The 22,150-nt window shown below is 61.8% G+C and carries 22 protein-coding genes and 1 tRNA gene; 18 read left to right on the forward strand and 5 right to left on the reverse strand.

All coding sequences use genetic code 11. From position 1 onward, the window contains the following. The first annotated feature begins 105 nt into the window (after window positions 1-105). Together TUZN_RS06310 and TUZN_RS06315 are read left to right on the forward strand one after the other, a co-directional pair. The gene (locus TUZN_RS06310; RefSeq protein ID WP_013680124.1) at window positions 106-1,230 is read left to right on the forward strand and encodes a homocitrate synthase family protein; all 1,125 of its coding nucleotides are present in this window, start codon (window positions 106-108) and stop codon (window positions 1,228-1,230) included. A 15-nt stretch (window positions 1,231-1,245) separates the two neighbouring features. Further along, window positions 1,246-1,935, forward strand: coding sequence for a cyclase family protein (locus tag TUZN_RS06315; RefSeq protein ID WP_013680125.1), 690 nt, complete (start codon window positions 1,246-1,248; stop codon window positions 1,933-1,935). Here TUZN_RS06315 and TUZN_RS06320 read toward each other — a convergent pair. Genes TUZN_RS06320 through TUZN_RS06330 form a run of 3 tightly spaced genes read right to left on the reverse strand, consistent with a single transcriptional unit; the run spans window position 1,932 to window position 4,618 of the window. Beyond that, complete coding sequence (locus tag TUZN_RS06320; RefSeq protein WP_013680126.1) at window positions 1,932-3,011, reverse strand: AAA family ATPase; 1,080 nt, start codon at window positions 3,009-3,011, stop codon at window positions 1,932-1,934. The genes TUZN_RS06315 and TUZN_RS06320 overlap by 4 nt on opposite strands. 44 nt (window positions 3,012-3,055) lie before the next feature. After that, on the reverse strand, window positions 3,056-4,297 hold the full coding sequence (locus tag TUZN_RS06325) for a 3-isopropylmalate dehydratase large subunit (RefSeq protein ID WP_013680127.1): 1,242 nt from the start codon (window positions 4,295-4,297) through the stop codon (window positions 3,056-3,058). Between the two features lie 30 nt (window positions 4,298-4,327). Then, window positions 4,328-4,618: a hypothetical protein gene (locus TUZN_RS06330; RefSeq protein WP_013680128.1), complete on the reverse strand. Its 291-nt coding sequence runs from the start codon at window positions 4,616-4,618 to the stop codon at window positions 4,328-4,330. 87 nt (window positions 4,619-4,705) lie between these two features. On the opposite strand from TUZN_RS06330, the gene TUZN_RS06335 reads away from it, so the two are divergent. The 13 genes from TUZN_RS06335 (at window position 4,706) to TUZN_RS06395 (ending at window position 19,730) form a co-directional block, all read left to right on the forward strand. Next, entirely contained in the window at window positions 4,706-6,037 is a 1,332-nt protein-coding gene (locus tag TUZN_RS06335) for a CaiB/BaiF CoA transferase family protein (RefSeq protein WP_013680129.1), read from the forward strand. After that, window positions 6,034-7,191: a CoA transferase gene (locus tag TUZN_RS06340; protein ID WP_013680130.1), complete on the forward strand. Its 1,158-nt coding sequence runs from the start codon at window positions 6,034-6,036 to the stop codon at window positions 7,189-7,191. The genes TUZN_RS06335 and TUZN_RS06340 overlap by 4 nt, the downstream gene beginning before the upstream one ends. A 98-nt stretch (window positions 7,192-7,289) precedes the next feature. Next, a complete protein-coding gene (locus tag TUZN_RS06345; RefSeq protein WP_013680131.1) occupies window positions 7,290-8,921 on the forward strand; it encodes an acyl CoA:acetate/3-ketoacid CoA transferase in 1,632 nt (543 codons plus the stop codon). A 39-nt stretch (window positions 8,922-8,960) separates the two neighbouring features. Then, window positions 8,961-10,478 (forward strand): hypothetical protein, encoded by a 1,518-nt coding sequence (locus TUZN_RS06350; protein WP_013680132.1) that lies wholly within the window; start codon window positions 8,961-8,963, stop codon window positions 10,476-10,478. Between the two features lie 36 nt (window positions 10,479-10,514). Beyond that, window positions 10,515-11,459 (forward strand): NAD-dependent epimerase/dehydratase family protein, encoded by a 945-nt coding sequence (locus TUZN_RS06355; RefSeq protein ID WP_013680133.1) that lies wholly within the window; start codon window positions 10,515-10,517, stop codon window positions 11,457-11,459. Between the two features lies 1 nt (window position 11,460). Continuing rightward, a complete protein-coding gene (locus TUZN_RS06360) occupies window positions 11,461-12,582 on the forward strand; it encodes a pyridoxal-phosphate dependent enzyme (protein WP_013680134.1) in 1,122 nt (373 codons plus the stop codon). Window positions 12,583-12,660: 78 nt separating this feature from the next. Continuing rightward, window positions 12,661-14,028, forward strand: coding sequence for a cytochrome ubiquinol oxidase subunit I (locus TUZN_RS06365; protein ID WP_013680135.1), 1,368 nt, complete (start codon window positions 12,661-12,663; stop codon window positions 14,026-14,028). A gap of 2 nt (window positions 14,029-14,030) precedes the next feature. After that, complete coding sequence (locus TUZN_RS06370) at window positions 14,031-15,299, forward strand: cytochrome ubiquinol oxidase subunit I (RefSeq protein ID WP_013680136.1); 1,269 nt, start codon at window positions 14,031-14,033, stop codon at window positions 15,297-15,299. Window positions 15,300-15,322: 23 nt separating this feature from the next. After that, the gene (locus tag TUZN_RS06375) at window positions 15,323-17,029 is read left to right on the forward strand and encodes a thermopsin family protease (protein WP_013680137.1); all 1,707 of its coding nucleotides are present in this window, start codon (window positions 15,323-15,325) and stop codon (window positions 17,027-17,029) included. A gap of 4 nt (window positions 17,030-17,033) precedes the next feature. Continuing rightward, window positions 17,034-17,672: a peroxiredoxin gene (locus TUZN_RS06380; protein WP_013680138.1), complete on the forward strand. Its 639-nt coding sequence runs from the start codon at window positions 17,034-17,036 to the stop codon at window positions 17,670-17,672. Between the two features lie 172 nt (window positions 17,673-17,844). Next, window positions 17,845-18,753, forward strand: a complete 909-nt coding sequence (locus tag TUZN_RS06385) for a VIT1/CCC1 transporter family protein (RefSeq protein WP_013680139.1) — start codon at window positions 17,845-17,847, stop codon at window positions 18,751-18,753. Then, complete coding sequence (locus tag TUZN_RS06390; protein WP_013680140.1) at window positions 18,753-19,385, forward strand: hypothetical protein; 633 nt, start codon at window positions 18,753-18,755, stop codon at window positions 19,383-19,385. Before TUZN_RS06385 ends, TUZN_RS06390 begins: the two co-directional genes overlap by 1 nt. A gap of 18 nt (window positions 19,386-19,403) precedes the next feature. Then, window positions 19,404-19,730 (forward strand): hypothetical protein, encoded by a 327-nt coding sequence (locus TUZN_RS06395; RefSeq protein WP_013680141.1) that lies wholly within the window; start codon window positions 19,404-19,406, stop codon window positions 19,728-19,730. A 15-nt stretch (window positions 19,731-19,745) separates the two neighbouring features. Here TUZN_RS06395 and TUZN_RS06400 read toward each other — a convergent pair whose 3' ends face one another. Then, a complete protein-coding gene (locus TUZN_RS06400; protein WP_013680142.1) occupies window positions 19,746-20,090 on the reverse strand; it encodes a hypothetical protein in 345 nt (114 codons plus the stop codon). 100 nt (window positions 20,091-20,190) lie between these two features. Here TUZN_RS06400 and TUZN_RS06405 point away from each other — a divergent pair, with 100 nt between their 5' ends. The 3 genes from TUZN_RS06405 to TUZN_RS06415 all read left to right on the forward strand — a co-directional run bounded on the left by TUZN_RS06405 (window position 20,191) and on the right by TUZN_RS06415 (window position 20,815). Beyond that, the gene (locus tag TUZN_RS06405; protein WP_052886140.1) at window positions 20,191-20,358 is read left to right on the forward strand and encodes a 30S ribosomal protein S30e; all 168 of its coding nucleotides are present in this window, start codon (window positions 20,191-20,193) and stop codon (window positions 20,356-20,358) included. Then, window positions 20,355-20,609 (forward strand): hypothetical protein, encoded by a 255-nt coding sequence (locus tag TUZN_RS06410; protein ID WP_013680144.1) that lies wholly within the window; start codon window positions 20,355-20,357, stop codon window positions 20,607-20,609. The genes TUZN_RS06405 and TUZN_RS06410 overlap by 4 nt, the downstream gene beginning before the upstream one ends. A 114-nt stretch (window positions 20,610-20,723) precedes the next feature. Further along, window positions 20,724-20,815: transfer RNA gene (locus TUZN_RS06415), tRNA-Ala, on the forward strand. Window positions 20,816-21,342: 527 nt separating this feature from the next. Here the strand turns inward: TUZN_RS06415 and panB are convergent. Then, window positions 21,343-22,125, reverse strand: a complete 783-nt coding sequence (panB, locus tag TUZN_RS06420; RefSeq protein ID WP_013680145.1) for a 3-methyl-2-oxobutanoate hydroxymethyltransferase — start codon at window positions 22,123-22,125, stop codon at window positions 21,343-21,345. Between the last annotated feature and the right edge of the window lie 25 nt (window positions 22,126-22,150).

A 22,150-nucleotide genomic window follows, 5' to 3' on the forward strand; every position in this document is an offset into this window, starting at 1 on the left:
ACGCCTACCCGACTTCTATTTATAAGCACGGATGTGAACTATTATATAGGGCGAAAACCTTTTATATAGATCGCTTCTGGGCTATATGGATTCGGGGCTCACCGGGTGAAGTTCTTCGACACCACCCTCAGAGACGGCGAGCAGATGCCCGGCATCTCTCTGACAGTCGACGAGAAGGTCCAGATAGGCATGGCGTTGGACGAACTAAAGGTGGACTATATAGAGGCAGGCTTCGCGGCCGTGTCGCCCGACGAGGCCGAGGCGGTGAGGAGGATAGCGCGGGACGCCGCGTACGCCGAGGTGGCCAGCCTGGCGCGGGCCAACAAGGCCGACATAGACGCCGCCGTCGACGCCGATGTGGACATGGTCCACGTCTTCATAGCGACGAGCGACATACACATGAAGTACAAGCTGAGGATGACGCGGGACGAGGTGTTGCGGAGGATCGCGGAGTCCGTGGAGTACGCCAAGTCCAGAGGGGTTAGGGTTCTCTTCAGCGCCGAGGACGCCACCAGGAGCGACTTGGGCTTCCTCGTCGAGGCGTTCAAGACGGCGATAGAGGCGGGCGCCGACGAGATAAACGTGCCCGACACAGTCGGCGTGATGACGCCCAGCAGGATGAGGTATCTGGTAGAGCACCTCAAGGCCAAGCTGCCGCCGGTCCCCATGCACGTGCACTGCCACGACGACTTCGGCATGGCGGTGGCCAACACCATCGCCGCGATAGAGGCGGGCGCCGAGGTGGCCCAAGTCACGGTCAACGGGTTCGGCGAGAGGGGCGGCAACGCGGCGCTGGAGGAGGTGGCCGCCGCCGCCCGCTTTCTGTTGGGCCGCGAGGTCGGCCTCAGGTTGGAGCGGCTCTACGAGACGTCGCGGCTGGTGGCCAGGCTTTTCGGGATCCAGCTACAGCCCAACAAGGCAGTAGTGGGCGACAACGCCTTCAGCCACGAGTCCGGCATCCACGTCCACGGCGTCCTCAACAACCCGTTCACCTACGAGCCCATGATGCCCGAGGCCGTGGGGAACAGGAGGAGGATAGTGCTAGGGAAGCACTCGGGGAGGCACTCCGTCGAGTGGGCCTTGAAGCAGATGGGGCTGGAGCCCAGCCCCGAGCTCGTCGACTATATCTTGAGGCGCGTCAAGGACTACGCCGCAAGTAAGAGGCCCGTGGACGAAAAGGCACTTAAGGCCTTCGTGGAGGAGTTCAGAGGAGTTCCCGTATTTTTATAGGTCCCATCTCCCTCCATGAAGGTCATAGACCTCTCGCGGGAGCTGTACAACGGGATGCAGACCTACCCCGGCGATCCGCCGTATAGGCACGAGTACGTGTCTCTGGCCAAGAAGTACGGCGAGGTGACTCTGTCCAGGCTAGATATGGGTAGCCACACGGGGACTCATATAGACGCCCCGGCCCACTTCGTGCCTGGCGGCGACACCATAGAGAGGATTCCTCTGGAGAGGTTCGTCGTGAGGGGCAACGTTTTGGACCTCAGCTGGAAGAGGCCCGGCGAGGCCATAACGGCCTCGGACCTCTCGAGATTCTCCGACAAGATATCTAGGGGGAGGGCCGTCATGATATACACGGGCTTCTCGTCCAAATACGGCACGGAGGAGTTCCTCTACAACTGGCCATATCTGAGCAGAGACGCGGCGGACTACCTGGCGAATGCCGGCGTGGCGGCCGTAGGCGTGGAGGGGATGTCGGTCGCCGGCTACGCAGGCGTCGAGGGCTTCCCCTACCCCCCGCGGGTCCCTAAAGACGACGTGGTCTACGTCCACCACAGGCTCTTGTCGAGCGGCGTGATTATCATAGAGAACTTGGCTAATTTAGAGTCGGTGTTGCGGGAGTGCGGCGGCGAGGCTCTCTTCGTCTTCGCCCCCATAAAGATAAGGGGAGGCGAGGGAGGGCCGGCGAGGGCGCTTGCGATATGTTAAAGCCGCGACGCCGCCAGCCTATAGACGGGGTCCGCTATTGAGTACACCCCGTCTCTCTTTTCGACTATGCCGAGGCTCAACAAAGCGTTTAGCAAGTCGGCCACCGTCGCGTCGTTCAGCGGCCTCCCCTCGAAGGCCTCGAGCCTCCTCTTTATCTCGCGCCACGTGGCGCCCGAGACGCTTAGAAGGGACAGAATCACCCTGTAACGGGGGCTCCTCAGCCTAGAGAGAACGCGGTCCAGCTCCGCCTTGGCCATGGCGACGGCGCTCCTCAACAGCCTATCGAAATCCCTCAGCCCCTCGACGGCGTAGGCGTAGCCGAAGTACGTCAGCCACCCAATTATCCCGTCGAACAGCTCCACCGCCTTGAGCAAGACCTCGCGTTGCGGCGCCAGCCCGAGCTCGGCGAAGCCTCTCTCCAAGAAGTCGAGAGATTCGCTATCGGAGAGCCTCCGCGTCTTGACCTCCGCGTACGGCCTGCCGAAGAGGGGGGACTCCGGGTCGTCTATCTTCAAGAAATCGTAGAGGAGCCCCGCCTCGGAGCCCGTCAGGAGGATCTTCACGTTGGCGAGGTTGTCGTAGATGTAGGCGAACAGTCTGTCCAGCCTAAGCCAGTTGGCTCTCCTGAGCTCCTGCGCCTCGTCGAACGCGACGACCACGGGAATGCCGAGCTCGTCGACCGCCTTGAACAGCTCCCCTAAACGTAGCCTATCTCCGCCCCCGAACTTGAAGAAGACCCTCAAAGGGCTCCAGGATATCTCGACTCCCGCCACCCCCCGGAAGGCCTCGGCCAGCCTCTCCCCGAGAGAACTCTCCCTCCTCAAGAAGTCGTTGACGGCGTCCTCGACGAGGCCTAGTATGTCCCTATATGCGGGGTAGGGGCTGAGCCTGACGTCTATGTATATATGCGGCGTCGAGGAGAGGCCTACCTTGACCAGAGAGGTCTTGCCGGTCCTCCTCAGGCCGAGTACCACAACGAGCTTCCCCAGCCTCAAGGCGCGTTCGAGGGCCGAGAGCTCGTACTCGAAGTCGTATAGATCCTCCCTTCTGCTCTTGGGCTCGACGCTAAACAACATACCCCAAGTAACTTGGGGTACCCCAAGTTAAAAGGCTTCCGGCGTTAGAGATACCTCCTCGGGTCGACTATCTTGCCCTCCAACGCGGCGGCCGCCGCGGTGTAGGCGTTGGCCAGGTACACCTTGGAGTCGTTTGCGCCCATCCTGCCCACGAAGTTGCGGTTGCTCGTCGACACGGCCACCTCGCCGGGGCCCAAGACGCCGAAGTGGCCTCCTATACAGGGTCCGCAAGTGCCGTAGGTCACCACACAACCTGCCTTGGTCAAGATATCTATATAGCCGGCCTCCAGGGCCTGCCGGAAGACCGAGTAGGAGGCGGGTATCGCTATACAGCGGGCCTTTGCCCTACCCCTCTTGAGTATCTTGGCAGCCGCCTCTATGTCGCTGAGCCTCCCGTTGGTGCAACTGCCTATGAAGACCTGGTCGACCTCGACGCCCTCGACCTCCGACACCGCCTTGACGTTGTCCACGCTGTGCGGCGCTGCGACTAGGGGCTCCAGCCTGCCGAGCTCGACGGAGTATTCGTCGGAGTATTTGCCGCCCGGCGCGAAGTCTATCTTGGGGGCGGCGCCTCTGGTCTTCTCGAGGAACGCGGCCGTCTCGGAATCGGGTACGAACATCAACGCGTCTGCGCCCAGCTCCGTCGACATGTTGGCCACTGTGGCTCTGTAGTCCATGGGGAACGCGGAGGGCCTCTCCACGTATACGTCGGCGGAGTAGCCGTTGAGCCCCTCCGCCTTGTAGACAGACAGTAGGTGGAGCACCACGTCCTTGCCGGTGACCGCCTTGGGGGGCTCCCCCCTTATCTCGATCTTCACGGGCTGGGGTACAACCAGCCAAGTCCTCCCGAGCTTCAACATGGCGGCTATGTCGGAGGCGCCCATGCCTTGCGCGAACGCGCCGACAGCGCCCGCCATGTTCGTGTGGGAGTCGGCGCCGAAGACGAACTGCCCCGGCATGGCGTATTTCTCGAGGATCAGCTGGTGCATTATACCCTCCCCCACGTCGTGGAAGTTCTTTAGGCCGAGGGACCTCACGTGGCGGCGGATGTAGACCTGTATCTCGGCCGCCCTGACAGTGGGGGCGGGCGACAGGTGGTCGAACGCCACGACCAGCCTATTCTTGTCGAACACCTCGACGCCGCCCATCTTCTCCATCATCTCGAGCACGTGGTAGCCCGTGAGGTCGTGGAAGGCTACCAGATCGGGGACCAGCTCGACGACCTCGCCGGGGGCCGGCGCCCTGCCCAGCTTCTTGGCGAAGACGTGTTCCGTCCATGTAGTCATGGCGACAGCCTATTTAGCATATATAAGTATTCACTTCTCGGAGCCGGCTATCAGCCTCACGCCGAGGTCCGCCAACTTCCCGCCTGCGGATGCGACGAAGGCGGCCAGGAGGGCCCAGAAGGAGAGGTCGGCCATCTTGCTCAACTGGCTCCCGTCGAGCACCTTGATATGGGCCGAGCCGTAGTCCACCACGACGTCGCTGAAGGAGAATATGTGAAACGGCTCCACGTAGCCCGCCAGAGCGGCGTAGACCATAAACACGGCTGTTGCGATTAGGATTATCCCGACCGCCAGCAGGCCGTACCCCAACGCGCTGGCCATGCCACATCTATGGCAGGTATAAACGTATTGTGCCGCCTACGTTGTCTATAAAAGTGAATACTTTAAAATAAAAATTTTCTTAGCTATATGAGCTACTTCGGGATAATAGAAAATCTCATAAAAAACGCAAGAGGCCCGCCGCCGCTGGAGGGGGTCAAAGTTGTCGAGTTCTCACACTACATACTCGGCCCCAACATACCGAGGCTTCTGGCCCAGTTAGGGGCCGAGGTGATAAAGATAGAGCCGCCGCCCCGCGGCGATCGGTGGAAGTACGCGTCCATGTGGGGCGGCAAGGGCTTCTACAAGGGCATGAGGATAGACTACCTCTACTTAAACTCTAACAAGTACTTCGTCGGCATCGACTTCAAGAAGGAGGAGGGCAGGAAGCTGGTCGTGGAGCTGGCCAAGAGGGCCGACGTGTTCGTGGAGAACATGGAGCCGGGCACTCTCGACAAGTATGGCCTGGGCTATCTACAGCTGAGGGAGGTCAACCCGAGGCTTATCTACGTGAGCGCCAGCGGCTACGGCAACTGGGGGCCTCTCTCCAAGTTGCCCAGCTACGATATCATAGGCCAGGCGGAGTCCGGCATGATAGACATAACCGGATGGGAGGACGGGGTCAACGAGGCCTACAGACTGCCCGACTATCCCGGCGACTGGCTCCCGTCCACCATGGCCGTGTCGGCGATAATAGCGGCGTTGATATATAGGGAGAGGACCGGCAAGGGGCAGTACATAGACCTCTCCCAGGCGGCGAGCATGCAACGGTTCATGTACCACTTCACCTACATGTCGCTGACGGGGTCAAGGCTCAAGAGAAGCGGCTTCATAGACCCCTCGGCCTACGTCTCGGGGGTCTTCAAGACGGCGGACGGGAAGTTCGCGGCGCTGGCGGCCATGACGCAACGCCAGTACGACGCCTTGGCCGAGGTCGTGCCGGGCCTCAGAGGTCTGAGGGAGGCCAGAGACGCCGAGTCGCTCTGGAGGAAGTACGAGGCCGTGAAGGCGTGGGCCTCCGGCAAGACCCTCGACGAGCTTCTGGAGTTCGGCAAAAAGGCCGGCGTCCCGATACAGCCGGTGCTCAACGACAAGGAGGTCCTCGACGATCCCTGGAGAGCCGAGAGGGGATCCGTCCTCAAGATAAGGGATAGGCTGTACGGCGAGATCGTGGTGCCTGGCCCCATAGTCAAGATGAGCGGGACGCCGCTGGCCGTCAAGTGGGTGGCCAGGCCAGTGGGCTACCACAACAAGCTGGTGCTCACGAGGAAGCTGGGGCTCCCGCCGGCCGAGGTCGAGAGGCTGGAGAGGGAAGGCGTGGTGGGGTACTGGGATGGACAACTCGGCAACATGCCGCCGCCCGGATGGAGCGCCGAAAGCGACCCCGTGTTTAGGGGAGAAAAAGACGAGGTGGAGCCATGAGCGACAGGGAGGAGGTCCTCAGGAAGCTGTTCGGCGATAGGGAGGCCAAGCCGGAGGCTCTCGAGGGCGTCAAGGCGGTCGAGATATGCGGGACCAACTTCGGGTGCAGAATCGCGGGGTCGCTCCTGTCGGAGCTCGGGGCGGAGGTCTACACGGTGCCGGACGACGACGCCAAGAGGATAACGCCCCACGGCGCCACGATAGAGGGGGTCGGGATACCCTACTTCGTGGAGAGCCGCGGGAAGCGCGAGGTGGCGTTGGAGGACGTGCCGAAGCTGTTGCCGGAGCTCGACATACTCATAGACGGGCTGGGGCCGGGAAAGCTCTACTCAAAGGGCCTGGGCTACCCGCAGTTGGCCGAGAGGTACCCCAAGCTCATCTACGTGGCCATATCCCAGTTCGGGCACTACGGGAGGAAGGCCGAGGAGTACGCCGACATGCCCGACTCCGACTTGACGGGCCAGGCCTACAACGGGTACATGGCCATGTTGGGGAACCCGGCGCTTCCCGAGCCCTATTCCTACCCCATAAGGGCCGGAATATGGCTGGCCTGGGCGTTCGCCGGCGCGGCGGGCGCCCTCTCGGCTCTAGCGGCCTACTGGGCCAGGATGAGGAGCGGAAAGGGGCAGTTCATAGACATTGCCATAAACGAGGTCTTGTCGGTCGACCACCCCTACCAGATAGGGGCCCCCTTCGTCCTCGGCGCGCCGCGCCAGAGATCCCCCACAATCGACGCCAATATCTTGGTTACGTACACCACGGCGAGGGCCAGCGACGGCTTCGTGGCGCTGGCCACAGTGATATGGCCGGAGGTCGAGGCGTTTTTCGAAATCATCGGGAGGCCCGATCTGGCCGAGAGGTGGAAGAAGGCCCTCGAGGTCTGGGAGAAGGATCCGGGACAGTTGAAGGAGCTGGAGAAGGAGGTGTTCGCCGAGGTCGCCAAGTACAAGGCCGAGGACTTAGTCAAGGCAAGTCGGGAGAAGGGGAGGCCGCCGATAGCCGTGGTCAAGTCCGTGGAGTGGGTCGCGTCCCAGCCGCACTGGCGTATGAGAGGCGCCATAGTCGAGGTGGAGTGCAGGGGCAGGAAGATCTTGGTGCCCGGGACGCCCTACATGATGTCGGAGACGCCGGGAAGGGTGAAGCTCAAGTGTTAGGTATTCCACGCTTTCGGCGAATAGAGCTTTTATATTGACGAAAAATATTTTATATAGAAACGAAATAAGATATATAAAATAACAAACGATTTTAACCTGTGGCTAAGTGTTTCGACCCGGAACGCGTATTCGAGAGGATCGGGGACGGCTCTGTCGTGGCGATATCGGGCTTCAACGCGGCCACTGCCCCCTTCTACCTCATACACGCCCTCCTGAAGCACTACGAGGAGGTCGGCAGGCCGAGGGATCTGTTCATAATATCCGACGCCCTTCCCGCAGTCCCCGGCTTCGGGCTAGACGAGGTCGGCCGCTACGTGTTGGAGCACCCCGACCAGCGGCTCGTCAGAGGATTCCTACTGCCGTTCTACGGCTGGGCCCCCTCGCTCCAGGCGGCCGTCGCGCGGAATCTAGTTGAGGCGTATACTTGGCCCATCGGGATAGTCACGAGATGGCTCAGAGACGTGGCGGCGGGGGCGCCGGGCGTGATATCCCGCGTCGGGCTCGGCACCTTCATCGACCCGAGACAAGACGGCGGCATGTTGAACGACTTGGCCAAGGAGAGGAGGACCGCCAAGGTAGAAGTGATAACAATAGACGGGAGGGAATACCTGCTCTATAGGGCCCCTAAGCCCAACGTCGCGTTTGTCAGAGCCACTACGGCTGACGAGATCGGCAACCTCTCCATGGAGCGCGAGGCCATGTACGGGTCAGTCCTCGCCGTGGTGCAGGCGGCCAAGGCCCATCCCGGCGGGCTGGTCGCGGCGCAGGTGCTCCGCGTCGTGACGGCCGGCGAGATACACCCGAAGTCGGTCTTCGTGCCCGGCCCCTTGGTGGACTGCGTGGTGGTGGCGCCGAGGGGAAACGAGGCGGAGCGGTTCCATTGGCAGACCTACAGCTTCGACTACAACCCCATAGCAAGCGGCGACGCGCCGTACAGGGCGTCCTACGAGCCGCGGCCGCTCGACGTGGATAAGGCAATAGCAAGGAGAGTCGTGCTGGAGCTGGCGGGGCTCGTCGAGAGGCTGGGCAGGCCCGTGGTGGTTAACCTGGGCATCGGCATACCCGCCGTCGCGGCGGACGTGATAAGGGAGGAGGACGTGGAGGAGTTCATACATATAACGGTGGAGTCCGGCCAGTGGGGCGGCTACGCCTTGACCGGCGCCGACTTCGGCGCAGTGCTGGGCCACTACGCGGTGATACCCATGCCCGACCAGTTCCTCCTCTACGAGGGCGGGGCCATAGACGCAACCTCTCTCGGGTTCCTGGAGGTGGACGCCCAGGGGAACGTAAACCCCGCGTTTATACCGGGCCGCATGACGGGCCCCGGAGGCTTCCCAGTCATAGCCATAGGCTCGCCTAGGGTCTACTTCGCGGGCGAGTTCACCGCAGGCAAGAGGTCGATTGAGGTGGCCGACGGCGGCGTCAAGATCAAGGCGGACGGAAACATAGTGAAGTTCGTGAATTCTGTCTACAAGGTCGTGTTCAGCGGGAGGTACGCATTGGAGGAGGGCAAGGAGGTCATGTACATCACGGAGCGCGCCGTGTTTAGGCTGACGCCCAACGGCCTCGCGCTGGCCGAGATCGCGCCCGGCGTGGATCTGGAGCGCGACGTACTGTCGCGTATGGCCTTCAAGCCCGTTGTCGGCGGCCTCGAAGAGATGGATAGGAGGATCTTCAGGACCGGGAGAATGGGCTTGAGGGAGGAGCTGTTGCGGGCCGTCAGGAGGTAGGCCGGCGTTGAGGATTTATTAACCGGCGGCCTCCACAGCGTGGCTAAGCACGTGAGGCTGTTGGGAATCTCGACGTCTCTCTTGACGCTCGCGGTCGGCTTGTTGTACAACATAGCGATAACGCGCAAGTTGCCCATAAACGATCTGGGGCTCGTCACGCTCCTCAACGCGTCCACGGCCTTCTCGTTGCTCCCCAACGCCATCCTGGGCTTCGCCCTGCCCAGAATAGCCGCGAGGGACGGCGGGCTGGACATAAGGGCCGCCTTGGGGGCCTCGACGCTCTTCTTCGCGGCGTCGGCCGGCTTGACCGCCGCGTATCTGGCCGCTGTCTGGGAAGAGATGGGGCCCTACGGGCCGTTGGTGGCGCTCGCCGCCCTAGCCGCCGAGGCCTCGGCGTATATCTCGTCGGTGGCGTCCTCGGTGCTTATGGTCAAGGACAGGGGGCGCTTCGTCATCTCGAATCTGTTGCAGGCCGGCGTCAAGCTGGCTGCTGTGGGCGCCATCTACGCAGCCAGATGGTCCGTCTCTGCGGTGCTCTGGAGCTCCGTGGCCATATCGGCGGCTCCCGCCCTCTACGGGCTCTACTACGCCTCGCGCTACTACGCGCCGGGCTCGCCCCGCCGCTATTTGAGGGAGGTCCTAAACGCGTCGTGGGTGCCTTTGATGGGCTACGCCATGAACTCGTTCCGGTCCCTCGACGCGGCGCTGATCGGCGTGTTGGGCGCCATAGATCAAGTAGGGCTGTGGTACGTCTTCTTCATGTTGTCCAAGCCCTACGCCTTCTCCACCCTCCTATCGGGGATCACCTACGGCGAGCTTCTGGAGGGGAGGCGGGGAGGGCTGTACAAGGACCTCCTCATGGTCATGTCGCTCAGCACAATAATTTCGCTGTCCTACATATTCTTCGAGCCATACTTCGTAAATTTCCTGAGGCCTGGGCAGACCCAGTATCTGGCCCCGCTCTTCGCGCCCCTGGCGGTGTGGTCGGCCGCCAACATACTGGGCAATCTGAACTACTTTCTGACCAACGCCATGCAGGGAATAGACAAGAGGGATATCCAGTCGGGCGAGATAAGGGCGAGGGCCTACCTGGGGAGCTTGGTCATGTACGCGCACCTCGCCGAGCTCGCGTTCACTGCGGTCTACCTAGCCTCGATAGTGCCGCTCGTCGAGCTGTTCAAGCGCCTCGGCTCCGCCTACTACGCCATTGAGGGCGTTGTCGCCGCCTCGTTTCTGGCGAACGCCGCCGCGCTGGCCCTCAGAGCGGCCGTTCTCGACAGAAGATCCGCCAAGCTGTTCGAGTGGCGCGCCCTTTTGCGGGACTACGCGTTGCCCCTCGCCGCCTCCTCGGCGTTGTTGTGGGCCGTGTCGAGGGCCCTCCCCCTGCCTCTGCTTCCGTCTGCGCTTCTCTCTCTCGCCGAGATTATCCTCGCGCTGTTGATAACCGGCGCCGTGTACGTGGGCATCTCCGCCGCGCTTTCGAGCAATTTCAGACAGTTGCTTACTGCCGTCGTGAGGAACATCTCGACGCTCTTGGCGGATCTGGCGGGCAGATAGGCGCTCCACATATTAAAAGGGGGCTTAGATCCCGATATGAGGATATTGGTCACCGGCGGCGCCGGCTTTATAGGGTCGCACCTCGTGGATAGGCTCGTCGAGATGGGCCACGAGGTTGTCGTCGTAGACAATCTGTCGACGGGGCGGAGGGAATACGTGAACCGAGGCGCGCGCCTGGTCGTGAGAGATCTCAAGGACCCCGGCTGGGGCGAGGGGATCGGGGCGGTCGACGCCGTCTTCCACTTCGCGGCGAATCCCGAGGTCAGAGTCAGCTCCACGGAGCCGAGGATACACTTCGACGAGAACGTGTCGGCCACCTTCAACGTGTTGGAGTGGGCCAGGAAGAGCGGGGCGAAGGCCGTCGTCTTCGCATCCTCGTCGACGGTCTACGGCGAGGCGGCGGTTCTGCCCACGCCGGAGGACGCCCCCATAGCCCCCATATCAGTCTACGGCGCCGCGAAGGCGGCCGGCGAGGTGTTGTGCGGCGCCTACGGGAGGCTCTACGGCGTGAGGTGCCTGGCCCTCAGATACGCCAACATAGTGGGGCCCAGGCTCAGACACGGCGCGATATACGACTTCATAATGAAGCTGAAGAGGAACCCCGAGGTGCTGGAGGTGTTGGGCGACGGCACCCAGACCAAGTCGTACCTGCACGTCCGCGACGCCGTCGAGGCCACGCTAGCCGCCTGGAGGAGGTTCATGGAGGACGACAAGCCGTTTCTCGCCCTAAACGTCGGCAATAGGGACGCGGCGTCGGTGAAGGATATAGCGGCGGCCGTCGCGAGGGCCATGGGCCTCTCGCCCAAGCTGGTCTTCAGGCCGGCTACCCCAGACGGGAGGGGGTGGCCCGGCGACGTCAAGACAATGCTCTTGAGCATAGAGAGAATTACGCAGTACGCCTCTTGGTCCCCCACCATGGGCTCCAAGGAGGCCGTCGAGCGCACGGCGTCTCAGCTGGTCGAGGAGCTGGCCTCGGGCTGACGTGGAGGCGAGGCTCCGTTGCCCCCGTTGCGGGTACAAGGCGGCGTCGGGCGCCCGTTGCCCCAACTGCGGATTCCCCCTCGTCCTGGAGCCGCCCGGCCGGCTCAAGATAGACCGGACGGAGCCCTCCATGTGGAGGTACTCCTCGGCAATCGGGGTTGCCAAGGGCGTCTCCCTCGGCGAGGGCATGACGCCTCTCAGAAAGGTGGGCGGGATCCTCGTCAAGGACGAGTCGAGGAACCCCACGGGCTCCTTCATGGATAGGGGATCGGCGGTCCTCGCCTCCGTCTTCTCGGGCGACAAGGCCTCGTTGCCCTTCCTGGAAGACTTCACGGTGTCCGCCGCCACCTACCTATCTGCTAAAGGCGTCTCCGTGGAGGTCCACATGGACCCCGCCGAGGCTGCATACGCCGACTTTATATCGCTCGCCGTGTTGCCCTCAGTAACGATAAGGTTCGGCAAGGCCGGGCCCTTCGACGTTGAATACGGCGATCCGTATTTCCTGGCAGGCGTCAAGACTATCGCCTACGAGATATTCGAAAGCGCTCGGCGCGTGGACTCGGTTGCAGTCCCTCTGGAGCGGGGCCTCCTGGCGCTCGCTGTATATATGGGATTCCGGGAGCTGGAGCAGTGGGGCCTCGCGGAGGCCCCCCGCCTTGTCTTGGCAGCGCACAAGGGAGCTCCCCTATCGGAGATAGCGCAATGGCTGAGGGAGAAGGGCGCGAGGGTGGCCGAGGTGGACCCCGCCGAGGCTGTCGAGGCCGCGGTCTACCTGGCGAGGCGGGGCGTCTACGCAAGGCCCCTATCGGCGATGGCCTACGCAGTGGCCTCCTCCGAGAAGGGCGCCGTCGCTGTCGTGACGGGCACGGGGCTGAGGCGGCCGGGCCTGGCGGGCCGGCGCAGAGGCGGCGAACTACAGAGGAGAATCCTTGAGATCTTGTCGGGCCGCGAGATGACGGCGTACCAAATATGGGAGGCCCTAGGCGGGGCGGCCAGCTTGAGGGGCGTCTACAAGGCTCTCTCGACACTTGCATCAAGAAAATTCGTCACATATAGCTATAGGGCCTTGGGCAGGAGAAAAATCAAGGTCTTCAGAATATCGAGAATCTCAGAGAGAAAATAAAAGGAAAATTGATTCTATTTATATCTGATTAAGAAACTATTGAGGAGAAAATTTTTAAGTGGAAGCCATTCCTAACTTATGCCGGACCCCTCTCTAGAACTAGATTTGGCAAGGCTCGTATCGGCTGTCGGAGTTCTGGCGCATCTGTCCATGGCCTCGGCGTTTCTGGGCACCATAGCGCTGGCGGTTATCGGCGAGTATATATGGCTTAGGAGGAAGGACCAGCAGTGGCTCGACCTCGCCAAGAAGTTCAACATAGCCGCCACCATATTCTTCGGGGTAGGCGCCGCTTTCGGCACGCTCGTCGAGTTCGGGCTGGTCACTATCTGGTCCAACTTCATAGCCATAATCGGCACCGCCATAGCGCTCCCGTTCTTCCTCGAGCTCTTCGCTTTCCTCTTCGAGGTCATATTCCTGCCGCTCTACACTTTTACCTGGAACCGCTTCTCGAACCAGTGGGTGCACTGGGTCATTGGCCTAATCGCTGCGTTTGGCGGCTACTACTCGGCCTACAATATCCTGGCCGTCATGTCGGCGTTGAGCATAGCCCCGCCGGGTCTCCAGCTCGTGAATTTGGCGGCCCAAGGCAAGAATGTGGCCGGCGCGATTACTTGGCTCGCCGCGTTCCAGAACCCCACCGACGCTTGGAACATATTCTGGTGGGGCGCGAACGTCTTTATACTCCACGGCATACTTGCCGCCGTTATATTGAGCTGGTCTGGCGTGGCCGGGGTTGTCCTCTACCTATACCTCAAGGAGAAGAAGGATTGGCAGTACAAGGTGTTGAGGCTGGTGGTGCCAGCGATAGCAGTACTGACCGCCGTAGAGGGTCTCGTCGTCGGCCACCTCCAGGGAGAGCTGGTGCTGGAGCACGACCCGTTGAAGCTGGCGGCCCTCGAGGGCATGTTCTGGTCGGGGCTGAGGCCCGATCCTCTTACGAGCTTCGTGGCGTATGGAGACTTCAACCACCAGTTCTGGGGCTACTACTCCTGGCCGGCCGACATTAGGCCTCCGGCTTTCGTCTCGGTGTTCTACCTGGGCTTCATGGTGGGCGCCGGGATACTGCTCGGCATATTGACGGCCGGCATCGGCCTCTACCTCTTGTTCGGCTGGTTCAAGCGCATAGTGCCGCCTCTCCTCAAGCCGAGCGTCTACCTGATACCCATACTGGCGGCGCTGGCGTCTATAGGCGGCGCCGTCTCGGCGGAGTCCGGCCGCTATCCGTTCATCCTGGTGCAGTCCGTCCCCAGCGCCGACGGGCCGCCGCAGATCACCGGCGTGCCGGTATATCAAGGCGGCTTGTTCAACCCGACGCTCCAGCTCACGCCGTGGCTGGCGGCCCTAATATTGATCGTCGAGGTGGCCATGCCGGCGCTCGCCGGCTATATGGTGTACCTCGCGCTGGCTAGGCCGCCCAAGCTACTAAAGAGGCTGGTCGAGTACTGACCATGGACGCCCTAACCGCCATCACGGTGGGGCTAATCGCCTGGGCCTTCGCCGTCCACCTGCCGCTGGTCTACACTGTGCTGGGCTTGACGTGGCTGTTGCCGACGCTTGAGCTCATAGGGCTTAGGAAAGGCGACGACAGGTATTTCGACATAGCCAAGAGCTTGTCGCGCTACCTCATATTCACCTACGCGATAGGCGGCGTCTTCGGGACCATCGTGACGGTGTTCCTCGCCGGCTTGTTGCCGGTCTTCACCAACGCGGCCGGCGTGTTGTTGTGGCCGGTCTGGGGAGTCGCCATAGTCTTCGGCGTTGCTATATCGCTACCGCTCATAGGGTTCTACTACCGCTCCTTCGGCAAGATGGACGACGCAAAACACATAGCGCTGGGGTACGGGCTCGCCGTCGTCACCTCAGTGATACCGGCCATGTTCAGGCTGGTCTTCGCCTTCATAAACTACCCGCTAGGGGTCACCGCCAAGCCGGACCCCAACTCGATCGTGGGCTTCGACCTAGGGGTCGACCTCTGGCAAGCGCTGGGCAACCCCACCTACCCGCCTCTGCTCATCGCCACGCTGGCCGGCGCCATAGCCTTCACCGCAGTCCTGATATCTGCCGTCTACACGTGGCGCTACGCCAAGACTAAGGACGAGCACTACAAGATAGGGAAGGAGTTCGGCGCCAAGGTCGGCCTAATCTTCGGCGTCATCTACGCGCTCGCCAGCGTCTGGTACCTCTACGAGGTGTACCAATACAGCCCCACTATGGCTTGGTCCATATTCGGATCCCCGCCGTCCTACCTGCCGGCGCAGCTACAGCCCGTCTACCAGCCCACGTTGAACCTCAGCTGGCTGTTCTACCTAGACATAATTCTCGGCGTGGTGGTGCTGGCGTTCCTCGCCACTGCGCTTAGGTCGGCCAACGCCGGCCTTGCCATGGCCGCCTTCGTGGCAGTCATCGCCCTGATGGACGGCGCTGAGATCCTCAACGGACTGGCCCATCTGCCCTACGCCATAGTCCCCTCGCCACCCATAGCGCTCGCCCTCATAAACGCCTACGGCGCCAACTTCGCCCTCCAGGTGGCGGACACGCTCAAGGTCTCCACGCTCATAACGCCGCAGATAAACTCCCTGGTGCAACTCATAGGAGCCCAGCCGTGGCTTCTGAGCTTCTCTCTCGCCATGTTCGTGGTATTCAACCTAATACTGCTCGGAGGCTTCTACCTGGTATTCACCTGGCGCCCCAAGCCGCAGGCCGCCGCCCAACAATAAAACCTCCCTTTTTTCTAAACTCGGTGCGGCTCGTATTGGCGTTGTTGCTCGCGGCGTTCTTCGCATCGGCGCAACTCTGCATAACCCAGACATCCACATCGCTGAAGCTCGAGGGCGGGATGGCCTACTACGCCCAGTGGAGCGGCGCCACCGTCGTGTACAACTCCTCGGGGGCGCCGGTGGCTCTGCTAGAGGGCCCGGGAAGCGCTCTGCTGATCCCCGCCTCAAGCGGCGCCTACGCCGCCTCGACCCCGCTGAACGTGACGCGTTGCGTCGACTTGAGGCTCTTGGCGGACAGGCTCAAGCCCTCGTCTACGCCTTGGGGCCCCGCCGCGCCTCTCGGCGTGGTGTACTACGGCCTCGCCGTAGTGGGCGGGAGGCCGCTCCCCGCGCCCTACGAAGGAGGCGCCGTCAAGGGCTGTTTCTCGCTTAGGGGGTTTAGGGCCTACAGCCTCTCGCCGCTGGGGAGGGCCGCGGCCTACTCGATACAGCTCAACGCCTATGTAGAGGCGGGGGGAGGCCTGTATTGGGTCCAGGCGCTGGTGAGGTATAGGGACGGCTCCTACGAGTTTCTGGACAACGTCTGGAACATGACCGGGCCCGTCTCCACGCTGTCCGGCATCGCCGGGTTCGGCTCCACGACCTTCCTCGGCCGCGACGAGTACTACTTCTACGTGTCCGAGCTCCCCCCTCTGGAGGCGGCCTGCCTAGAGATAAGGACGTCGGGCAGATACGTGGAGCTGGCGCTCAACGGAACGACGATGGACAGGATCGAGCTGACGGGGCCCGCCCGCATAGTGGTCGAGCCGCAGGTCAACGCCAGAGGCCTCCCGATAGACCTCGAGCTGGTTGTCGGCGGCTACGGCGCCGGGATGTCGGTGGCGGAGGTCGCGGACGGGGAGGCGGAGCTCGCGCTCTATATCTGGAACGGCACTGCCTACGTCCGGCCTCCAGCCGCGTGGAGTCTGGGGCTGTCCACGGAGGAGTCGGCGATAGCGGCGGCGGAGCCCGCCGGCTTTTCGGCCGTCGTGTCCAGAGGCACGCCGTCGGCGACCGAGCTCTGGGCCGACCTCCCCTGTATCTATTTCCTAAACGGCACGGCCCTATGCGGGGGGAGGGCGCTGGACCTCGTCGCGCTCAAGTTGCCCAACGGCACGAGGCTTCTGTGGGCCGAGCCGGGGCGCCTAGAGGTGAGACTGCCCTCGATTAGATCTGGAGGGACTCTCTACGTGCCGGCTACGCCGACGATCTCCATAGAGGTTGCAGGCCCCGCCGCCCTCACGCCGACCTATCAAGCGGCGTACATGGTCAATATCTCAACGCCGTTTGGGCCCCGCATCTTCTGGGCCCCCAACGGAACTGTCCTGAACGCGAGCGCGCTCGCCCTGGCCCAAGACGGCGTCCTCTACCTAGGCGAGATGGGCGAGGTGGAGGTCCGCGGCCCCCTTGAGCTGAGGCCGAAGTATATAGCCGTATATAGCGGGGTCGCCCGCGATCTGCTGGGACTGCCTAGCCCTCTATCCGTGGCGCAGTTGGTCTGCGGAGGCGCGTCGGCCTACGCAGTGGCGGGGCCTAGAGGCGGGTTCCGCGTGGAAGTTGCCGGGGTGTCGTCGCCGTGCTCTGCGCGTCTCTACGCGATCCCGATAAGCCCCTATATTGTTCTGCCCTTCCTCCTAATTTTTCTGAAATTAGTTCGGAGAAGAAATCTTTATAAGTCCAAACGAACTTAGCCCCATGGTAGAGGTGAAGGGTCCGTACCTCGGGATGCAGATACCCGAGGACCTATGCTTCAACACAGACATGGGCAGAAGATGCTTCAAGGACTACAAAGGCAAGTGGCTGTTGCTCTTCAGCCACCCGGGCGACTTCACGCCGGTGTGCACCACCGAGTTCGTCGAGTTCGCCAAGAAGTACGACGAGTTCAAGAAGAGGGGCGTCGAGCTCCTCGGCCTCAGCGTGGACACTGACATCAGCCACATAGAGTGGAAGAGGCAGATCAAACAGCTGTGGGGCGTCGAGATACCATTCCCCATAATCGCCGACGTGCCGGATTTCCAGGTCGCCAGTCTGTTCAACGCGATACCGCCCGGCACCACAGCAACTGTCAGGATGGTGGCGCTTATAGATCCAGATCTGAAGCTCGCCTGGTTCGCTCTGTATCCGCTCACCAACGGCAGAAACATAGACGAGATAATACGCGTAGTAGACGCGGTCCAGACAACGTACAAGCACGGCGTCGCCACGCCTGCTAACTGGAAACCCGGAGACCCCGTCATAGTGCCTCCGCCGCACAACTACGCCGACGCCGAGAAGAGGCTCAAGGAGCCCGGCATCGAGTGCAAGACTTGGTGGTTCTGTACCAAACGGCTCTAACACCCCCCTTTTCCTAGGTTTTCCGTCTCTCCTTCGGAAAAGGCAAACGCAGGCGGCCGGGCGCCGCGAGATCGGCGTAATACCGTGCCGCCTATTGGCGTAGGATCTGCAGGTTTTATTCACCTCCGCATACGCCTATATGACTTATAAAGGGTATTCGAATGAGTTTCACATGGAAACTAATTCTAAAAAGAATTTGGTTCAATTAGCGGCGGAGTTCTGCGACGACGAGTACCTAGACCATAGAGTCTACGCGGTGTTGGCCGGCGTGGAGTGGAACAAGAAGAGGAGAGAGGTCTTGAGGAGGCTGTCCGACGTAGAGAAGCGGCACTTCGATTTTTGGCTCAAGTTCGTCGGCTCCTATAAGCCCTCCCTCAAGGCCCGCATCTACCCATATCTATTCGCCTTCCTGCGGCTCCTCTTCGGAGCGACCTTCGCGGCCAAACTGCTCGAGAGGGGCGAGGACAAGGCGGTCGAGAAGTATAGGATGGCGCTGGACCTCATGGAGACGCCCGAGGACAGGAAGACGCTCGAGGCCATTATAGCCGACGAGATGGAGCACGAGAAGGAGTTCATAGGCCAGCTGGACGAGGCGATCGTGAAGTACATGAGCGCCCTAGTCTTGGGCATGGCCGACGCCATCATTGAGATCACGGGGACCCATGCGGGCGCCCTCGGCACCACGAGCTCCGCCATAATCACAGGGGTCGTGGGCCTCGTGGTGGGGGTCTCCGCAGCCATATCCATGGCCTCCGCCTCCTACCTCCAGACGAAGCACGAGACGGGCAAATCGCCGACGGTGGCCGCGTTGGTGACCGGCGTGGGCTACGTCGTCGCGGCCGCGCTCATGTCGCTCCCGTACTTCCTCGCAGAGAATATCTACGCGGCGTTCGCCGCGTCGCTGGCCGTCAGCGTGGTGCTCGCCCTCATGTTCACCTACCAAGGGAGCGTCTACGCCGACAGGGACTTCAGAAGCGAGTTTGTCCAGACGGTGGGGCTTCTGTTGGGGGTGGCCGCGCTTGCCTACTTCCTCGGCGACGCCTTAAGCGCGGCCTTCGGCATAAGGTCGCTCATAAAGTGATGTGGGAGCTCCTCTACAGAGGCGGGAGGTGGGTCAAGGAGGAGAGGCCGTTCCTCCACGTGCCGAGAGGCCACATAGCGGTTAAGGTCAAGGCCTTCCTCCTCGACGACTACAGCGTCTGGGCCGCATCAAGGGGGCTGGAGAAGATATCTCGCTGGGCCTTCGGCAACGTGGTCGGGGGATCGGGCGCCGAGACTGGGCAGTACGTAGTGGCGCTCGCCGAGAACGCGGCGGCTGAGTACGTGGTGTCGAGGATCTACTTCCCGGCCCCTAGAGATCCCGTCGAGGCCCTCGCGAGGATCCACGCGGCCCTCGCGCTGGAGGCGCTGGACCTACTGCCCCGGTATGGGCCTATATTCATATCCGGCGACGACCCCCGGCGGGAGTACATAGCCCGCCTAGCGCGCATCGGCGAGAGCAAGCGCGGGATTATACTCCAAGGCGGCGCCCTCTCCGGAGGGGCGCGGGCCGTCGCGCTGACGAGGATGATCGAGATAGAGGGCCCCGGCTCCGTTAAGTTCCTCGACATCCCCAAGAGGCGCTACTACGAGCTGGCCATGGGCGGGCCCAGGCTACCCGTGAGGAGGGCCGGAGACGAGACGCCCTGTTTCTGGTGCGTCGTCGAAATTTAAAAGAGGTTCCAATTTTCCATGGACGCCGATATGGTCGAGGCCTATGCGGCCATAGGGGTGGGGGCCGCGCTGGTCGCGTTCGCGGTAGCCGCCGCGGCTCTGCTGTATCTGCAGAAGATCCCGGAGACCACAATAACCATACAGACCGGGCTGGGCCAACTAAATCTAGGCAACATGCCAGATCCCCGCGCCGTTGCGGCGGCCGCCATACGGGCCCTGGCCCTAATAGCGATAGGCCTAACGGGAGGCAAACTTCTCGAGATAGGGCTGAAGGAGAGGAGGGAGATCAAACGCGAGAAGGAGCTCCAGAGATATTATCAACAGTACTACTACCAGCAGTATTGAGGACAGAGGATCCCGCTACCAGTACAGGAGGAACCTAAAGGCCCTCTTGGCGGCCCACCTCCCCATCTGGAGGAGGTACATGGCGAGGAAGGCGGTCGACATGCCGGATAGGGCAAACGACAGCCAGGTCAGGACCACGTACAGCACAGGCGGCAGGGCGATGCCGGTTGCGGACTGGGCCAGGGCCATGATCTCGGCATATAGGGCCGGGCCCGCCACCGGCGCCAACGAGGCAATGAGGCCGAAGCCCAGTATGAGGGACGCCTCTATCACTGACAGCGCGGTGCCCACGGAGTTTACGTGGAGGGCGTAGAATAGGTATATTGCGACGGCCAGAGACGCGACTATATACAGCCTCACGCCAAAATAACTTACACCCAAATATATTGGTTACGGTGCTCTGCCCTAGCCGTGACGGGCGCCGGGCGCTAAGCTTAAATACAGACGCGGTAGCCAACATATGCCTTCGCACGGAAGCTTGACAAAGGCGGGCAAGGTCAGGTCGCAGACGCCCAAGATCCCGCCGAAGCCCAAGAAAAACTTGATACCGCGAAGGCGCAACTCCAGGAACTACAGGAGGAGGGTGGTCTACGCCGCCTCCGCGGCGCAGACAGCCGAGGCCGAATGAGCGATTTTTCCGGCGACGTATCCTCGGCGCTTTTGCGGCGGGCCAGAGAGATATCCTCGCTCTTGTCGGGGGTGGCCGAGCACCACCCCTACTGGCCGGCGGCGCATTATCTTGCCCAAGCTATAGAGATGTTATTCGAGAAGTGGAACTCGGACCTCACAGAGGCCGAGCTGGACGAACTGCTCTGGCACTTGGACAAGGCCAGAGACGCGCTCCAGCGGCTTAGAGGAGGCGGGGACGGCGATATCTAGCCGACGGCCTCAATGCAGACCCGGCAACGCCAGAGGCTAACGCACGAGATGTGGAAGATCTGCCGGGGGCGGCGACGGGGAAAAGCTTAAAAACTAGTAGAAATATATGTAAAGGGGCCGGTAGTCTAGCGGAAGGATTGAAAGCATTCCCTTAGGCCCGCTTGGCGCGCGGGAGATCCCGGGTTCAAATCCCGGCCGGTCCACCACTCCTCCTCATAAGAGCATTACGAGGCTGTCTCATCACGGCTATGCCTCGGATAGCTCTGCGCACCCCATACCGATCGAGGGAGCGCCTACGCCCCGCCGATGTGGATAAAGGCCCTAGATCCGCGGCACACAGATCCCCCAAGGCCGAGCCAGCGAGACGAACCCCGGCTTGTCCCACCTTACCTCACATGGGAGAGCCGCCGCGCGATAGACCATTAGAAGTGACCGCGTCCGAGGGCGCAGGAGACTTACGTAGAGATTTAAACTTAAGCTCAAGATATACAGATACTTCTTGACTCCAACGCCTCATCTCCGGCGGATCAAACTCGGACACCACAAAATCCACGAGAAAACCTCACCCCAGCCGCCTTTCCCAAACTCTCAATCATCTCCGGAGAGAGCCCCTTCTGTGGAGTCGTATAAGGGGCGATCTCGCGCAAGCCGGGGAGAAGTAGCGTGAAGCCGTGGCGGCGCTCCTAAACGCAATAGCTGGTTTGTCGCTTCCCAGACAAGTCTGTCTCGGCGATTATTCCTTGTAGAACTCCTTGGTGGGGAACCGGGCTGCCTTCACCTCCTCCACGTACTGCCTCACCGCGTCGCGTATTGCCGCGGCCACGTCGGCGTATTTCTTCGCGAACGAGGGAGGCCTCTCCGACAGCCCCACGACGTCGTGTAGGACCAGTATCTGGCCGTCGCAGTGAGGGCCGGCCCCTATACATATTGTCGGTATGTCCACAGACTCGGTGACCTCTTTGGCTAGTGAGGCCGGGACGAACTCTATGACGAGGGCGAAGGCGCCGGCGTCTCGCAGAGCCTTCGCGTCCTCCAGGACCTTACGCCTCTGCTCCTCCGTCTTCCCGACCAGCTTAAATCCGCCCAGCGCGAGGACCCTCTGGGGGTTTAGGCCTATATGCCCCATTACCGGCACGCCGGCCTTCACGAGCCTCTCCACCACGTGGGCGTACTCGGCGCCTCCCTCGAGCTTAACGGCGTCTGCCCCGGCCCTTATCAGCCTCGCCGCGCTCCTCAAGGCGTCTCTCGGCCCAGTTTCGTAGGTCATGAACGGCATGTCGGCCACCACCAAGGCCTTGGGCTTGGCTCTGGCCACCGCCTGCGTGTGTCTGACCATGTCCGCCAAGGTGACGCCCAACGTGTTGGGCAACCCCAGAACGACCATCCCGAGGGAGTCGCCCACCAAGATTCCGTCGACGCCAGCCTCGTCTACCAGCTTTGCGGTGGGGTAGTCGTACGCAGTTATCCAGACGTACGGCCCGCCGCCCTTCGTAAAGTCGGAGACGCGCCTCCTCACATAGTATTATACCCCCCAGGTTTAT

It is taken from the genome of Thermoproteus uzoniensis 768-20 (assembly GCF_000193375.1).
GTDB lineage: Archaea > Thermoproteota > Thermoprotei > Thermoproteales > Thermoproteaceae > Thermoproteus > Thermoproteus uzoniensis_A.

What these genes read in the sequence shown, in the direction of transcription:
- TUZN_RS06315 (WP_013680125.1), top strand. Translation starts at nt 1,246, where the DNA reads ATGAAGGTCATAGACCTCTCGCGGGAGCTGTACAACGGGATGCAGACC.
- TUZN_RS06320 (WP_013680126.1), bottom strand. Translation starts at nt 3,011, where the DNA reads ATGTTGTTTAGCGTCGAGCCCAAGAGCAGAAGGGAGGATCTATACGAC.
- TUZN_RS06325 (WP_013680127.1), bottom strand. Translation starts at nt 4,297, where the DNA reads ATGACTACATGGACGGAACACGTCTTCGCCAAGAAGCTGGGCAGGGCG.
- TUZN_RS06330 (WP_013680128.1), bottom strand. Translation starts at nt 4,618, where the DNA reads ATGGCCAGCGCGTTGGGGTACGGCCTGCTGGCGGTCGGGATAATCCTA.
- TUZN_RS06335 (WP_013680129.1), top strand. Translation starts at nt 4,706, where the DNA reads ATGAGCTACTTCGGGATAATAGAAAATCTCATAAAAAACGCAAGAGGC.
- TUZN_RS06340 (WP_013680130.1), top strand. Translation starts at nt 6,034, where the DNA reads ATGAGCGACAGGGAGGAGGTCCTCAGGAAGCTGTTCGGCGATAGGGAG.
- TUZN_RS06355 (WP_013680133.1), top strand. Translation starts at nt 10,515, where the DNA reads ATGAGGATATTGGTCACCGGCGGCGCCGGCTTTATAGGGTCGCACCTC.
- TUZN_RS06365 (WP_013680135.1), top strand. Translation starts at nt 12,661, where the DNA reads ATGCCGGACCCCTCTCTAGAACTAGATTTGGCAAGGCTCGTATCGGCT.
- TUZN_RS06370 (WP_013680136.1), top strand. Translation starts at nt 14,031, where the DNA reads ATGGACGCCCTAACCGCCATCACGGTGGGGCTAATCGCCTGGGCCTTC.
- TUZN_RS06380 (WP_013680138.1), top strand. Translation starts at nt 17,034, where the DNA reads ATGGTAGAGGTGAAGGGTCCGTACCTCGGGATGCAGATACCCGAGGAC.
- TUZN_RS06385 (WP_013680139.1), top strand. Translation starts at nt 17,845, where the DNA reads ATGGAAACTAATTCTAAAAAGAATTTGGTTCAATTAGCGGCGGAGTTC.
- TUZN_RS06390 (WP_013680140.1), top strand. Translation starts at nt 18,753, where the DNA reads ATGTGGGAGCTCCTCTACAGAGGCGGGAGGTGGGTCAAGGAGGAGAGG.
- TUZN_RS06395 (WP_013680141.1), top strand. Translation starts at nt 19,404, where the DNA reads ATGGACGCCGATATGGTCGAGGCCTATGCGGCCATAGGGGTGGGGGCC.
- TUZN_RS06405 (WP_052886140.1), top strand. Translation starts at nt 20,191, where the DNA reads ATGCCTTCGCACGGAAGCTTGACAAAGGCGGGCAAGGTCAGGTCGCAG.
- TUZN_RS06410 (WP_013680144.1), top strand. Translation starts at nt 20,355, where the DNA reads ATGAGCGATTTTTCCGGCGACGTATCCTCGGCGCTTTTGCGGCGGGCC.